Annotated in this window: 11 protein-coding genes and 1 riboswitch; of the genes, 4 read left to right on the top strand and 7 right to left on the bottom strand. The window is 61.2% G+C overall.

Annotated features, from left to right (window positions below; translation table 11 throughout):
* Positions 1–6 precede the first annotated feature (6 nt).
* The 3 genes from GTP45_RS06680 to GTP45_RS06670 form a co-directional block, all read right to left on the bottom strand.
* The gene (locus tag GTP45_RS06680) at positions 7–1,875 is read right to left on the bottom strand and encodes a flagellar assembly protein A (RefSeq protein WP_371874414.1); all 1,869 of its coding nucleotides are present in this window, start codon (positions 1,873–1,875) and stop codon (positions 7–9) included.
* 100 nt (positions 1,876–1,975) lie between these two features.
* Positions 1,976–3,769 carry a flagellar assembly protein A gene (locus GTP45_RS06675; protein WP_161013092.1) on the bottom strand — a complete coding sequence of 598 codons (1,794 nt, stop codon included), beginning with the start codon at positions 3,767–3,769 and terminating at the stop codon, positions 1,976–1,978.
* 312 nt (positions 3,770–4,081) lie between these two features.
* The gene (locus GTP45_RS06670; protein ID WP_371874424.1) at positions 4,082–4,381 is read right to left on the bottom strand and encodes a hypothetical protein; all 300 of its coding nucleotides are present in this window, start codon (positions 4,379–4,381) and stop codon (positions 4,082–4,084) included.
* Positions 4,382–4,631: 250 nt separating this feature from the next.
* Here GTP45_RS06670 and ompR point away from each other — a divergent pair, with 250 nt between their 5' ends.
* Genes ompR through GTP45_RS06655 form a run of 3 tightly spaced genes read left to right on the top strand, consistent with a single transcriptional unit; the run spans position 4,632 to position 7,439 of the window.
* On the top strand, positions 4,632–5,399 hold the full coding sequence (ompR, locus tag GTP45_RS06665) for an osmolarity response regulator transcription factor OmpR (protein ID WP_161013090.1): 768 nt from the start codon (positions 4,632–4,634) through the stop codon (positions 5,397–5,399).
* Position 5,400: 1 nt separating this feature from the next.
* Positions 5,401–6,756 (top strand): ATP-binding protein, encoded by a 1,356-nt coding sequence (locus GTP45_RS06660; RefSeq protein ID WP_161013089.1) that lies wholly within the window; start codon positions 5,401–5,403, stop codon positions 6,754–6,756.
* Positions 6,756–7,439 carry a hypothetical protein gene (locus GTP45_RS06655; protein WP_161013088.1) on the top strand — a complete coding sequence of 228 codons (684 nt, stop codon included), beginning with the start codon at positions 6,756–6,758 and terminating at the stop codon, positions 7,437–7,439. The genes GTP45_RS06660 and GTP45_RS06655 overlap by 1 nt, the downstream gene beginning before the upstream one ends.
* Here GTP45_RS06655 and GTP45_RS06650 read toward each other — a convergent pair.
* Complete coding sequence (locus GTP45_RS06650; RefSeq protein WP_161013087.1) at positions 7,426–7,926, bottom strand: Imm26 family immunity protein; 501 nt, start codon at positions 7,924–7,926, stop codon at positions 7,426–7,428. The two genes, GTP45_RS06655 and GTP45_RS06650, sit on opposite strands and share 14 nt — an antisense overlap.
* A 111-nt stretch (positions 7,927–8,037) precedes the next feature.
* Positions 8,038–8,137, top strand: a riboswitch (TPP riboswitch).
* Positions 8,138–8,193: 56 nt separating this feature from the next.
* Between GTP45_RS06650 and GTP45_RS06645 the strand changes: the two genes are divergently transcribed.
* Complete coding sequence (locus GTP45_RS06645; RefSeq protein ID WP_161013086.1) at positions 8,194–10,317, top strand: TonB-dependent siderophore receptor; 2,124 nt, start codon at positions 8,194–8,196, stop codon at positions 10,315–10,317.
* On the opposite strand, the gene GTP45_RS06640 is transcribed toward GTP45_RS06645, so the two are convergent.
* The 3 genes from GTP45_RS06640 to GTP45_RS06630 are packed head-to-tail and all read right to left on the bottom strand — an operon-like array spanning position 10,314 to position 13,625.
* Entirely contained in the window at positions 10,314–10,829 is a 516-nt protein-coding gene (locus tag GTP45_RS06640) for an AAA family ATPase (protein WP_161013085.1), read from the bottom strand. The two genes, GTP45_RS06645 and GTP45_RS06640, sit on opposite strands and share 4 nt — an antisense overlap.
* Before the next feature lie 7 nt (positions 10,830–10,836).
* Entirely contained in the window at positions 10,837–11,445 is a 609-nt protein-coding gene (gene pnuC / locus GTP45_RS06635) for a nicotinamide riboside transporter PnuC (RefSeq protein WP_161013084.1), read from the bottom strand.
* Positions 11,446–11,489: 44 nt separating this feature from the next.
* Positions 11,490–13,625, bottom strand: a complete 2,136-nt coding sequence (locus GTP45_RS06630) for a S46 family peptidase (protein WP_161013083.1) — start codon at positions 13,623–13,625, stop codon at positions 11,490–11,492.
* Between the last annotated feature and the right edge of the window lie 23 nt (positions 13,626–13,648).

The raw sequence follows: 13,648 nt of genomic DNA, 5'->3' as shown, positions 1-13,648 counted from the left end.
CGGCAATCAATCCGGCAAATAAGGCGCCCAGTTGATCGGGCCTATGTGGCCGTTGTGTAGCACCGTCATTCCCGGCACTGCCGTGCGCACTTTGGCTTTGACCTCTTTGGCCGGCCGGTCGTATGGCGGTGGATCGCCCGGCACAAAGCTCATGGTTCGCAGCAGCACGTCGCCGGTCAACAGCTCCACCACGCAACGCGAGCCGCGCTGCACGGCGGCCTTCTGCCGCAGCACCTGGTTGACTTCTTCCTGCGCCTGCTCCTGCTGCACCTGCGCCGCTTTCACCTTCAGCGAAATCTTCGCCACCTGCCGCAGCGACGGGCCGACCGCTTCCGCCATCTTGTGGAATAACGGCTCCTGCTCCGGCGTCAGCGTCACCTCGCGCTTGCGCACGCGCGTGGCCAGCGTCAGGTAGTTGCGCACCTCGGTCTGACTGGTAATCGCATCCATCTCCGCCTTGCGCACATCCGCTTCGCGCGCGGCCTGCTGCACCTTGGGCTGCAACTCGGCGATCTTCTTGTCAAACTTGGAGGTATCCGGCACCAGCGCATACAGCAGCATCTCGTTCTGCTTGCGCGGCCCTGCATGCACAATCTCGATCTTGCGCGCGGCGATGGCACAGCCCTCGGCCACCTTGATCACCACCTCCTCGGCAATGATTTCGCAATTGCTGGCCTCTCCGATCACCACGCGCGTGCCGGTGATGATGCAGCTCTCGGCCCGCGCCAGCGCAATCTCACCGCGCTTGGTCTGCAACACCGCACCCGACGCCACGCCCTGCACGCGTATCGCGCCATCCGCGTTGGTGGCCGTGCCGCCCATCAGATTTTTACTCAATACGATGTCGCCACCACGCGAGATGATATTCCCGAACACGTCGCCATGAATGGTGATATTGCCGCCTTCAACCGAGCGCTGCTCCTGCACATCGCCGAATTCCTCGTACTCGCCGGTGAGCTGCAAATTGCCGGTGGTGCGCGCGCTGACGCCTTCGCGGCTGATGATCTTCGGCCCTATCGACAAGCGCTTGGAGCCCGGATCCACGCTCAAGAAGCCCTCAACCGCAGACACCAGGAACTCCACGCCGCGCACATTCTCAATCACCGTGCCCTCGCCGGCCACGCTGGTCAGCTCAATATCCTTGGGCACCGGCGGCTCCAGCACCAGGCCGGACAACTCATAACCTCTAACGCCGGGCGTGCGCGGCACCTTGCGCAGCAGCTTCACATTGGGCTTCACCTGCGGGAAGCGATTCTGGAATGTCTGCCAATCGAGCTTGCCGTCGGCCTTCTCCAGCGGCGCATTACTGCGGTGGATATCCTGCGACACTTCAACGATGGTAGCGTCCTTGCCCGGCGTCGCATTCAAGCGCCGCGCCACGATGATGCGCGCCAGCCGCCCGGTGCCGATCACGTCGCGCACCGCCGGTGCATCAATGCCGAAGCGGATACCCTTGACCCACATATCGGACACGAATTCGTCAAAGTTCAAACGCGCAGGCTGCGGCGGCAAATCCGGCACTTCAAAAAACACCGGCTCAAAGTAATACTCAGCCTCGCCGTTGATGATCTTGACGGTCTTGTACAGGACGCGGCGCGCCGCATGGAAGGGTTCTATGCTGTCGGCAAAGCGCAGCAGTGGCTTGTCGCGCAAGTTCTCCGGCAGATCAGGGCCGACGTTGTACAGCATCTTGCTGAACACCGCGTAATCAATCCCGGCAAAGTAAGCGCTGCTGAGGAAGATCTGGCTCACCGCAGACAAGCAAGCGACTGCTGCGGCATCCGATGAAAAGTAAATGCCGTCCACGCGTTTGACGATCGCTGCAGGCAGATCGCCTTCCGCAGTTTGTTCCAGCGCCGTAGCGTCGTCTGACACAGTGCAATCCCCAGATAAATGTACGTCGGGCCTGAACAGCCCTTCACTTTTTGATGTTAGCCCAAGATTAGCATGTTACGCAGGGCTTGCGCCAGCCGCTTCAAGGGGACACAGGCCGCTGGCGCGGGTTCAAGTGCCAGTCCAGCGATCCCGCGCTTTCAGCAAACAACAGCTCACCGCCGCTCGGCGTGCCGCGCAAGCGCGCCTTCAGATCCTTGGGCGGCAGCGCGCGGATGGCCGTGGTATCGGCTGCAAACGGCATGGTGCGCACCATGGTCTCACCGCTGACCATGTGCAGGCCGCAGCGCGCAATGCCCGCCGCCTCCACCTTCTGCTCGATCACGCGCGCCAGGCGATCCGTCAGCAGCTTGTGCTGCGTCTGGCCTGCCTGCAAATCCTGCTGCAGCTTTTGCAGGGCCTTCACCTCCTCCGCCACCGCGCCGGCGATCTTGCGCAGGTGCTGCCCCTGTTCTGGTGTCAGTACCAATTCCTGCGTGCGCAGCTTGGCGGCCAGCGCGAGATAGCGCCGCACGTCCGGCATCGCGGACAGCGTATCGATCTCCTGCTGATTAGCCTCATTCGCTTGTGCGAAAGCGGCCACCCGCTGATCCAGCTCCGCGATCTCCTGATCGAACTGCGTCACATCCTTCACCAGCACGTAGATCACCATCTCCGTGCGGCGGCGCGGGCCGGCGCTTTCCAGTTCCACGTTGCGGCCGGCAATGGCGCAGCCTTCCGCCACTTCGATGAACAATTCATCGGCGACGATTTCGCAGTTGGAGGCTTCAACCAATTTAACGATGGAGCCGGAGATCACGCAGTTCTCGGCACGATTCAGCGTGATGGCGCCATTGGCCGCATAGATCACCGAATTGGACGCCACGCCGGCGATGTTGATATTCCCGGCCTCGTTATGCACGCTGCCGTTAACCAGATTCTGATCCAGCACCACCGTGCCGCCGCGCGAATTGATATTGCCGTAGACATGGCCGTGCACCGTGATGTCGCCGCCGTTGACGTCGCGCTGCTCCTGCACGTCGCCGAATTCCTCATAAGCGCCGGTCAGTTCCAGGTTGCCGGTAGTGCGGCCGCTCACGCCTTCAAGGCTGACGATTTTATCGGTGATGGAAATGCGGTTCGACTTCGAGTCCACGCTCAAGAAGCCTTCGCGCGTAGAGACCAGGTACTCGCCGTCCTCGAACATCTTGGCTTCCGTGCCTTCGCCGGCGAGGAAGCGCAGTGTCAGATCTTTAGGCGGCTCGGGATCGGTCTTACGGCCCGCCAGGTCAAAGCCTGGCAAGCCCGGTATCGGCGGCAGCTTTTTCAGCAGCTGCATGTTGGCCTTAATTTGCGGGAAGCGGTTCTGGAAGCTTTGCAGATCGATGCGGCCATCGGCGCGCGCCTTCGGCGCATTGCTGCGATGCAGATCGGAAGATACCTCCACCACGGTGGCGTCCTGCCCCTTCTCGGGCTCAAGGTCGGTGGCGAAGGTAATGCGATCGGGCTTGGCCGAGGCCATGGCCGCCTTCACGGCCGCCACGTCGATGCCGAAGCGGACGCCCTTGTTCCACATATCGGCGATGAACTCGTCGATGTCGAGATGCACCGGGCGTTCGGGAATCACGGTGCCATCGGGCAGCGTGATCTCTTCCTGGTACAGCTGCTGGAAGTAGTACTCGGCGTACGAGAGGCTCATCTTCGGCGACTTGTACAGCGCCAGCCGGTTGCCGTCGAATACGCGCACGTCGTCGGCAATGCGGAGCGCCTGTTTATCGCCAAGATCGGGGCCGACATCGTACAGCGCCTTCATCAGCGCAGGATAATCGAGCCCTACGAAGAACCAGCCCGACTGAAATACGTGCGTCACCGCAGCGACCAGCGCCGGTTTGCTCATACTCAGATCAATGTATATCCCGTCCGCCAGCTTTCCCAAACCAATAGGCAAGCCGGCACCTGGAGCTTCTGGCTCCTCGTCGGCGGCTGGCGCTGCGGATGCAACGTCTTGAACCACGGTCTTCCTCCAAACGGCACGCGCTGGCCGAAAGGCGTTGCGTGTAATTAATTTATCTTACACGCAGACCATGCAAAAAGATGAAAATTTGATGCCGAAAACGGCACAACTGTGAATTTATTGATACAAATCAATACCATTCAAATAACAATTTTAGCGGATTGTTATCTTTAATTATCTACCAATTAACGGAAATTAGCGGCGCGGTGGATTCGCGTACAGGTCTTGGCCGACCTCGTTGATCTGGCGGCGCAGGTCGCGGCGCTCGTCCGGCGTCATGCGGCCAACACGGCGATTCAGTTCAGCGTTGCGGCTGGCCTCTTGCATGGCGCGGCGCTGTTCCTCGGCGCGTGCTTCGTAGCTGCGCGGATCGAGCTGACGATTGTCCGACGCGCGCTGATCGCCGCGCGGACCGCCATTTTGCTGGTGCTGCGGTTGTTCACGGCGCTGTGGACCATCGCCGCCATCGGCTTGCGCCAGCGAGGCGCAGCACACCAATGCGGAAGCCGAAATGATTCGAACGCAAAAAGATGCGCTAGCTGCCGCGGATATTTTTTTGTGATCGATGAACATGGCGTTCCTAAAGAGCTGAATCTATGCCCGCAGTGTATGATGCTTTGACCGAGGGGGTAAGGCTATTTGGGTAAAGTTTGTAATAATTTGTAATGGGTCGTCCCGCGCGCGTTTTCGCAGGACGAATATGACGTTACCATAGCAACATGAATAAGACAAATCTGGCTAACAAATGACTAGCACACCGACCGAATCCAGCAACAACGCCGCCAGTTCCAACGGCCACGCCGCCAAGATCATGGTCGTCGACGACGACGTCCGCCTGCGCGACCTGCTGCGCCGCTACCTGACCGAGCAAGGCTTCAACGTCTTCACCGCCGAAAGCGCGACCGCGATGAACAAGCTGTGGCTGCGCGAGCGCTACGACTTGCTGGTGCTTGATTTGATGCTGCCGGGCGAAGACGGCCTGTCGATCTGCCGCCGCCTGCGCGGCGCCGGCGATCAAACGCCGATCATCATGCTGACTGCAAAAGGCGAGGACGTGGATCGCATCGTCGGCCTGGAAATGGGCGCGGACGATTACCTGCCGAAGCCATTCAATCCGCGCGAACTGGTGGCGCGCATTGGCGCCGTGCTGCGCCGCCGCGGCCCTGATGAGATCCCGGGCGCGCCATCGGAAACGCCGCAAAGCTTTGAATTCGGCCAGTTTGTGCTCGATCTGGGTACGCGCACGCTGAAGAAAAACGGTGAGACCGTGCCGCTGACCACCGGCGAATTCTCGGTGCTGAAAGTGTTTGCACGCCATGCGCGCCAGCCGCTGTCGCGCGAGAAGCTGATGGAACTGGCGCGCGGCCGCGAATACGAGGTGTTCGACCGCAGCCTGGATGTGCAGATTTCGCGTCTGCGCAAATTGATCGAGCCGGATCCTTCGAGCCCGCTGTACATCCAGACCGTGTGGGGCCTGGGCTACGTGTTCATCCCGGAGGGGCAGCCTCGCTAATATGAAGTTGCCGTTTTCCTTGCGCATCGCCAGCCTGAAAAGCGGCTTATTCTGGCGCACCTTCTTCCTGCTAGGCGCGCTCACCACCACCAGCATGACGGCATGGGTCGGCATGATCAGCGTGGTGCAGCACGAGCCGCAGGTACAGCAAATCTCCGCGCAGGTGATCTCGGTGGTCACCATTACGCATGCCGCCCTCACCCACTCCGCGCCGGAACTGCGGCGCGAGCTGCTGTTCGAACTGGTGTCGAACGAAGGCATTCGCGTGTTCCCGCTGGAGGAGGACGACAAGGTCGAGCCGCCTGCGGACAACGCGCTGATGCCCGATATCGAAAAGCTGGTGAAGGCCAAGCTGGGCGCGGACACGCGCTTCTCCTCCAAGGTGAACGGCGTGGCCGGCTTCTGGGTCAGCTTCAACATCGACGATGACCAGTACTGGCTGATGCTGGAGCGCGAGCGCATCCGCGGCCTGACCGGCATCCAGTGGCTGGGCTGGGCCAGCGTGGTGTCGGTGGTGTCTTTGCTTGGCGCGGCCTTCATTTCCAGCCTGATTAATCTGCCGCTGCGCCGCTTGACGCAGGCGACGCGTGATTTCGCGCAGGGCAAGCGCCCCGCTCCGCTGCCGGAAAAAGGCCCGATCGAAATCATGGAGGCCAATCGCAGCTTCAATCAAATGGTCGACGATCTTCAACAGGTTGAATCGGATCGCGCCGTGATCCTGGCCGGCATCTCGCACGACTTGCGCACGCCTTTGGCACGCATGCAATTGGAAGTAGAGATGGCCAACCTGTCGGATGACGCGCGCGAAGGCATGCAGTCGGATATCGGCCAGATGGATGCGATCATCGGCCAGTTCCTTGATTACGCCAAGCCGACCGAGGCTTCCAGCTTTATCAACGTGAACATCAGCGAACTGCTGAGCGACACCGCGCACGAGGCTTCGCGCCTGCCCGATGTCCGCATCAACACCGACATCGCGCCGGGTGCGCACGCAATGGGCAACGCCACGGACATCAAGCGCGTCATCAACAACCTGATTGAGAATGCGCGCCGCTACGGCAAAACACCAGGCAGCGACGTGACGGAGATTGACATCAAGTGCAGCGTTAAAGGCATGCACACGTCCAAGCGCATAACGATCGAGGTGCAGGATCATGGCAACGGCGTGCCGCCGGAGCAGATCGAGCAGCTGCTCAAACCCTTTACGCGTCTGGACACGGCACGCGGCCAGGCCAACGGCGCCGGCCTCGGGCTGGCGATTGTCGAACGCGTGATGAGCCGCCACAACGCCGAACTGAATGTACGCAACCGCGACGGCGGTGGCCTGCTGATCCAGATTGTGATGAAGGCACTGTGATGCGGCATTTGATCTTGAGCGCCGCGCTGCTGGGTGCTTGCGCTGCTTTCACCGCATCAGCCGCACCGGCCGTGCAAACGCGCGAGCCGACCACCGAGGAGCGCAATTCCTTCGACGAGTATTATCGTGAACAGGTACCAGTAAAAGTTAGCGGCGGCCCGTCCTTGTTCGCGCCCGCCTTCGACATCCAGCGCCGTCGCGGCGAACCATGGCACGTGATCGCGCGCGTGGATTCTTCGCCGCGCCACCACTCGCCGGAACTGTGCCGCCAAGTCCGCACCAGCTACATCTATGACGCCAAAGCGCCCAAGGGCCAGCGCTGGACGCCGTCGGCCGCCGAACCGGAATGGTACATCTGGCTGGCGACGCCGAAAGTCATCTGCACCGCCGCGCAGTACACCGTCAAAATGAATCCCGCCGTTTCCAACGAGGACGCCACTGCCCTGTTGCGCCAACACCGCGATCTGCTGCTGCGTGCACGCCTTCTGTTCGCAGGGAACTCGGGCTGCGCGCGCCAACGCGCCCTCACCTTCCGCCTGAGCGCCGTCGAACCGGCACCGCCGGCCAACGGCGCACCGCACATGGTCGGCATGGTGTTCGAAAGTGACCGCGACACCCGTGTGCGCGTCGCCGTTCGCAAGCACCGCGGCGAGTACGCCGCGTGGAACGTCAACTGCGATTAGCCGGTGCGCGGTTGATGGGATGATCCGGGCCTTCCAGCAGCTTGGTCAACAACAGCTCCGCCGAACCGTAACCATACAGCGAATCGGCTTCCAGGCCTTCTGTCTCATAGGGTACAGACTCCTCGCGCTCCGAGCGGCTCGGATCCGCGTCGGCATAGGTGACGCGCCACGCGCGCTTGAGCGCATCGGCGCGGCGCAGGAATTGCGGCACCGGCCACATGGCCGGATCCCACACGTCGATCTCGCCCAGCACGCGCCAATGGCCGCTGGCCAGTGCCATGTCGCCGCAACGCAGCACCTTCACCGCATCCTGCGGCCGCAAGGTATTAAGCTCCTCCACGGACGGCAGGCGCGCCAGCTTGGGGCCGAACAAATACGCGAGCATGATTTTACTGCCGGGCGATAGCCGCGCCACCAAACCCCAGCCATAGCCGCCGTCCAGCAACGGCACGGCAAACCAGCTCCCCTCTTGATACGACTGCTTCATTCACACCCTTTCATCAGCGCCCAGCGGCGCAAGTCCGCAGTGTAGCCACGCCGCGCAAAACGCGGCGCACGCCATCGCCGAAAGGGTGCTCATGACACTTGTGTTACACTGGCGCCTCGCTAGGGGTCCTGGGAACGTCGTTTCCGGGTGAGAGATACCCTTCGTACCTGATCTGGATAATGCCAGCGAAGGAAAGCGCAAAAGTGGTTCTCCCCTCCTTTGATGGCTCTCTTCGTCGGCATCCAGCCGAACAAGTAGAGAGCAAATATGTCCACACCAAACTTTGCAGTGTCCGCCATCGCCTTGGCGGTTTTACAGATGACTTCCGCCGCCGCGCGCGCGGAAGAAGCCGCAGCACCTGAGCAAACCATGCAGGAAGTCGTCGTCACGGCCACGAAAAACCGCGCCACCTCGGCTTCGGTAGCAGGTTTCACCAACGCCCCGCTGCTGGAAACGCCGGCTTCGGTCAGCGTGCTCACGTCGCAGCAAATGCTGGATCTGCAAATCCGCTCCACCACCGACGCCGCAAAATTCGACGCCAGCTTGAGCGATGCTTACAACGCCGTCGGCTACGCCGAGCAGTTCTCGATCCGCGGCTTTAAGCTCGATAACGCATCGAGCTACCGCAAGGATGGCATGGCCATCGCCGGCGATACGCAAATCCCGCTGGAGAATAAAGAACGTCTCGAAGTGCTGAAAGGCTTGTCCGGCTTGCAGGCAGGCGTCAGCGCACCGGGCGGCATTGTCAACTACGTCACCAAGCGTCCAACCGACACGCCGCTGCGCAGCGTGGTGCTGGAAACCCGCGAGCGCGGCACGCTGTACGGCGCGGTCGACATGGGCGGCCGCTTTGAAGACACCCGCTTCGGCTACCGCATCAACGCCGCCGCCGAGCGCCTGCGTTCGTACATCAAGGGTGCGGACGGCAACCGCAAGTTCGTCTCGGCCGCCTTCGACTGGCAAATCTCGCCGCAAGCCTTGCTGCAAATCGACGGCGACTACCAGCGCAAATCGCAGATCACCGCGCCGGGCTACCAGCTGCTGAACGGCACCACCCTGCCGGTGGTGGATGCGGACGTGCTGCTCAACGACCAGCCATGGAGCCGCCCTGTCGAAACCACCAGCAGCAACGTCGGCGTCCGCTTCGCCTACACCTTCTCGCCGGAGTGGAGCGCCACCATCAGCGCCAATCAGCATAACTTCAAGCGCGACGACTACACTGCCTTCCCTTACGGCTGCTCCGCGCAAGAGCTGTACCCAGGCTACTGCGGCAATGGCGACTACGACGTCTATAACTACATCAGCAAGGGCGAGAAAAAATCGCCGCTGACCGCGCAAGCGCTGCTGCAAGGCCGCTTCGCCACCGGCTCGATCAAGCACGATCTCACCGTCGGCGCGTCGTTCTTCAAGAACAGCGAAAAATGGGGCGACTACCTGTACGACTGGTCGGGCGTCAGCAATATCTACCATCCCGTGGTGGTGGCGCCTGCGCCGGGCGACAGCGGCCCTGTGTCCGAACGCCGCCGCGACAACGAACGCGCCCTGTTCGCACAAGACATCGTCAGCCTGAACGAACAACTGAAACTGCACGCCGGCGCACGCTACGTGAAGGTCAAGCGCGATGAATTGACCGACGGCGGCGACTTCGCCCACACCGACATCGGATTCTGGCTGCCGAACGTGGCGCTGGTGTACAGCGTGCGTCCTAACGTATCGATGTACGCGTCCTACTCGCAAGGCCTTGAGCACGGCGGTGTGGCACCGATGGGCACCAAGAACGAGCATCGCGCACTGGAGCCGGGCAAGTCGAAGCAAGTGGAAGTCGGCGTGAAAGCCGACATCCGCCAAGACCTGAGCGCCAGCGTGGCCCTGTTCCAGATCCGCAAGGGCTTGGAATACACGGACGCCAGCAACTATTTCGTGCGCAATGGCGAAGCGCAGAACCGCGGCTTGGAAGTGGCGCTGAATGGCCGTGCCTCGCGCGATCTGACGCTAGGAATTTCGGCCACCGGGTTGAACACGCAGCAGAATGACACCGGCTCCGCAGAACTGGATGGCAAGCGCGTGACCGATGTCGCCGCGTTCAAATCGTCTGTGTACGCGGATTACGCAGTGCCGCAAGTGGATGGATTGAAGGTCGGCGCCAACTGGCAGTTCTCCGGCAAGAAAGCCTTCGACGCGGCCAACTCGGTGTTCGTGCCGAGCTACCACGTGGTGAACCTGAGCGCATCGTACGCCACCCGCATCGGCAACGTCGGCACCACGCTGCGCGCCGGTATCGACAATGCGTTTGATAAGTTCTACTGGCGCGATGTCACGCCGGACCTGGGCGGCTACCTGATGCCGGGTGCCTCGCGCACCTTCCGCATCTCGGCGCAGTTCGACCTTTAAAGCCCGGCCAGCGCGTCCGCCACTTGCGCGACGCGCTGTTCGATGCTGCCGCCAATCGGTACGTAGGAGATTCCGCGTGCCCATAATTCTTCCATCAGCATGCGGTTAATGATGATGCTGACTTCCTCGTTTTCCCGCATCAAACCGTCCGCCTCCCAAGGGATGTCGGCGGCTGTTACCAGCGTGAGGTCGTAGCGTTGCGGATGGGCATCCGCCAGCGGCGCTAGCTGCGCGTCGATGCCGCCGAAATAGTGGCGGCTGTACACCGCCGTCATCAGCGGCGTAGTATCGCAAAAGAGAAATTGCTGTGCGCGCGGCGCCGCTTCGGCCTCGCGCTCCAGCTGCGTGCGGGCGATGTGAATCTGATCCGCCTCCACCGGCACGCGTTCTACCGTGTCGACAAACTCCCGCAAATATTCGGGCACCCACACGGTGCTATAACGCTCGGCCAGCGCAGCGGCCAGCGTGGTCTTGCCGGACGACGCCGTGCCGAGGATGGCGATACGCTTCATTCCGATTTTATTCCATTGCCAGGCGGCGGCCGCCCGTGTGCGTATCACCGCTCCATGCGCGCAGGCCGATGACGGCCATGCCGACGAACACGCCGTACAAGATCGCGGTGAGGATCAGGTTCTTATGCAGGTACAAAGCTACGTACAGAATATCGACGATGATCCAAACGTGCCAGTTCTCGATCTTCTTCCGCGACAGCAGCAGCTGGCCAACCAGCGAACCAGCGGTGAGGAAGCCGTCCGAGTTCGGCACGTCGGTGTCAGTGTAAGTTTTGAGGAACCACGCCAGCACGGCAAAGCCGCCCAGCCACGCGGCGGCGGCAGTCCAGCGGCCGCGCGTGTCGAGCGATGTCACCGGCAGCTTGTCATGGCTATCATCGCCGTGCAGCCACTGATACCAGCCGAAGATTGAAACGGCAATGAACACCAGCTGCAAGCCCATGTCGCCATACAGGCGCGAACCAAAGAACACCAAACCGTAAGTGGCCGACGAGATGATTGCAAACAGCCAGCCCCAATGGCTCTGGCGGATGTTGAACCATACCGTCGCCACAGACAGCAAGAACGACAGCAGCTCCAGCGGAGTCGTGGCAAATACTGCCAGGTGCAGCGGCATGTTTGCAGTATTTATCCAACTCGTTAGCAGGAGCGTCACTGTGTTCATTTTTTCGGATACTTGATGGTCATTTCTTTGAGCAGATTGTCGGCGTGATCGACTTCCGACATCACCCACAGCATATACCGGATATCCATGTGGATGGCGCGGGTGATGTCGCGGTCGAAGTACCAGTCCTTGGTGATGGACTCGTAGGTCGAATCGAAGTTCAAGCCGATCAACTCACCATTCTTGTTCATCACCGCCGAACCGGAATTGCCGCCGGTGGTATCGGCGCTGGTCAGGAAGTCAACCGGCACCGTGCCCAGGATCGGATCCTTGAACTGGCCGTAGCGCTTGGCCTTGATGGCTTCCAGCAGATTGGCAGGTGCATTGAACGGCTCCTTGCCGGTGTTCTTTTCAACGATACCTTCGATGGTGGTGAACGGGCCTTTGGTCAGACCATCCTTCGGCGAGTACGGCGACACGGTGCCGTAGGTCACGCGCAGCGTCGAATTCGCATCAGGATACACCGGTTTGCCCTGCGACTTCTTCCACGCGATCACGGCTTCCATGTACTGGGGGATCACGCGTTCCAGATTGCCGTCCAATTCCTTGCGGCGTTCCTTCAGCGACTGCGCCACGCCGTCGATCTTCACCGCCAGCTTGAGGAAGGCGTCGTCCGATGCAGTAATAGCTGCAGCATCCCTGCCTACCCACGACAGGCGCTGCGCGGTGTCGCCAAGCTGCGACTGTGCGAACAGTGCAGGCACGGCATCCACAGTCGGCAGCAGCGCATCCAGGCCGGTTACGTGCATCGACTTCGGCAGCTTGGCGTAACGCTGCAAGGCCGCAGTGAAGCGCGCCTGGTCAACGCTGCCCACGTACGATTGCTCAAGGCGATTCAGGCGCGCCTTGATGAAACCGAGGTCGCGCTGCTGGTAGCCGCTTTCACGTTCCGCATCCGGCTTCGCGCTCTCCTGCGCCAGGCGATACAGGGTCGAACCGGATTTCAGCAGATCGCCGGTGGTGGCGACGCTGTAGCCGAATTCCTCGTCGCTCAGGGCGATATCTGCGGCAATCAGCGTATCCAGTTCGGTCAGCAGCGCCTTGGAAGCGTTAGGCTGCTTGGCGTACCATGCACGGAACTCGGCGTCCTGCACGTCCTTGATGGCGGCGATGTCCTTGCGCGCAAAGCCGTCCATCAGGCCGCGCGTTTTCTTCATCACGTTGTTAAGGCTCTTAACCACGCTGGCGTAGCGCACGGTGTTGGTTTCGCTGTCTTTCGAGGCGGCCGCAATCACGTCCAGATCCGACTGGATCTCGGCAGCCTTGGCTGGATAAGCGGCGTCGCGCGCGTAGCGGATTTCCGATGGCAGCTTGTAGCGGCTGGTGCGGCCCGGATAACCGGCGAGCAGCACTGGATCGCCATTCTTCAAGCCTTCGGCCGAAACCACGAGGAAGTCCTTGGATTTGTATGGCACATTGTCCGGCGACGGATCGGCTGGACGGCCATCCTTGCCGACGTAAGCGCGCAGGAACGAGTAGTCGCCCACGTGGCGCGGCCACTCGTAGTTGTCGATATCGCCGCCGAAGTCGCCCAGCGAGTTGGCCGGCGCGTACACCAGGCGCACGTCGCGGATCATCATCTGGCGAATGCGGTAGTACTCAAGGCCGCGGTGGAAAGCCGGCACCGAGCAGCGATAGAACTTATCGCTCTCGCATTCGGCGATCAGCGACTTGATCGCCTTCTCTACCGCTTCGCTGCGCTGCTTGCCGCTCATCGATGGCGTGATGTCCTTCAGCACGCGGCTAGTGACGTTTTCCACCTTGTCGGTCACGTACACCAGCGTATTCGGGCCGCCCGGCAGTTCTGCTGCACGGGTCTTGGCGAGGAAGCCATTGGCGATGTAATTGTGTTCAGGGGTCGAGTTGCGCTGGATCGCGCCATACGCGCAGTGGTGATTGGTGACCACCAGACCCGCGTCCGACACGAACGACGCCGAGCAGCCACCCAGCGACACGATGGCGCTCATCGGGTGCTTGGACAAATCGGCAAGCTTTTCCGCCGGGATGGCGATACCGACGCGTTTCAGCTCGGATTTCAATTGCGGCAGCTGGTACGGCTGCCATTGGCCTTCGTCCGCGTGCACGCTCGTGGCGCACAGCAGCGCTGCTGGAATGACTAATTTTTTTAACAAGATAGGCCCCTGAGTGAATTACG

It is taken from the genome of Duganella rivi, assembly GCF_009857435.1.
Lineage (GTDB): Bacteria > Pseudomonadota > Gammaproteobacteria > Burkholderiales > Burkholderiaceae_D > Rugamonas > Rugamonas rivi.
This window is presented reverse-complemented; position numbering and strand designations above follow the sequence as displayed.

Bases quoted from the DNA above. Each gene is read 5' to 3' on its own strand.
- GTP45_RS06650 (WP_161013087.1), bottom strand. From the start codon at position 7,926: ATGAAGCAGTCGTATCAAGAGGGGAGCTGGTTTGCCGTGCCGTTGCTG.
- GTP45_RS06645 (WP_161013086.1), top strand. From the start codon at position 8,194: ATGTCCACACCAAACTTTGCAGTGTCCGCCATCGCCTTGGCGGTTTTA.
- GTP45_RS06675 (WP_161013092.1), bottom strand. From the start codon at position 3,769: ATGAGCAAACCGGCGCTGGTCGCTGCGGTGACGCACGTATTTCAGTCG.
- GTP45_RS06660 (WP_161013089.1), top strand. From the start codon at position 5,401: ATGAAGTTGCCGTTTTCCTTGCGCATCGCCAGCCTGAAAAGCGGCTTA.
- pnuC (WP_161013084.1), bottom strand. From the start codon at position 11,445: ATGCCGCTGCACCTGGCAGTATTTGCCACGACTCCGCTGGAGCTGCTG.
- GTP45_RS06640 (WP_161013085.1), bottom strand. From the start codon at position 10,829: ATGAAGCGTATCGCCATCCTCGGCACGGCGTCGTCCGGCAAGACCACG.
- GTP45_RS06655 (WP_161013088.1), top strand. From the start codon at position 6,756: ATGCGGCATTTGATCTTGAGCGCCGCGCTGCTGGGTGCTTGCGCTGCT.
- ompR (WP_161013090.1), top strand. From the start codon at position 4,632: ATGACTAGCACACCGACCGAATCCAGCAACAACGCCGCCAGTTCCAAC.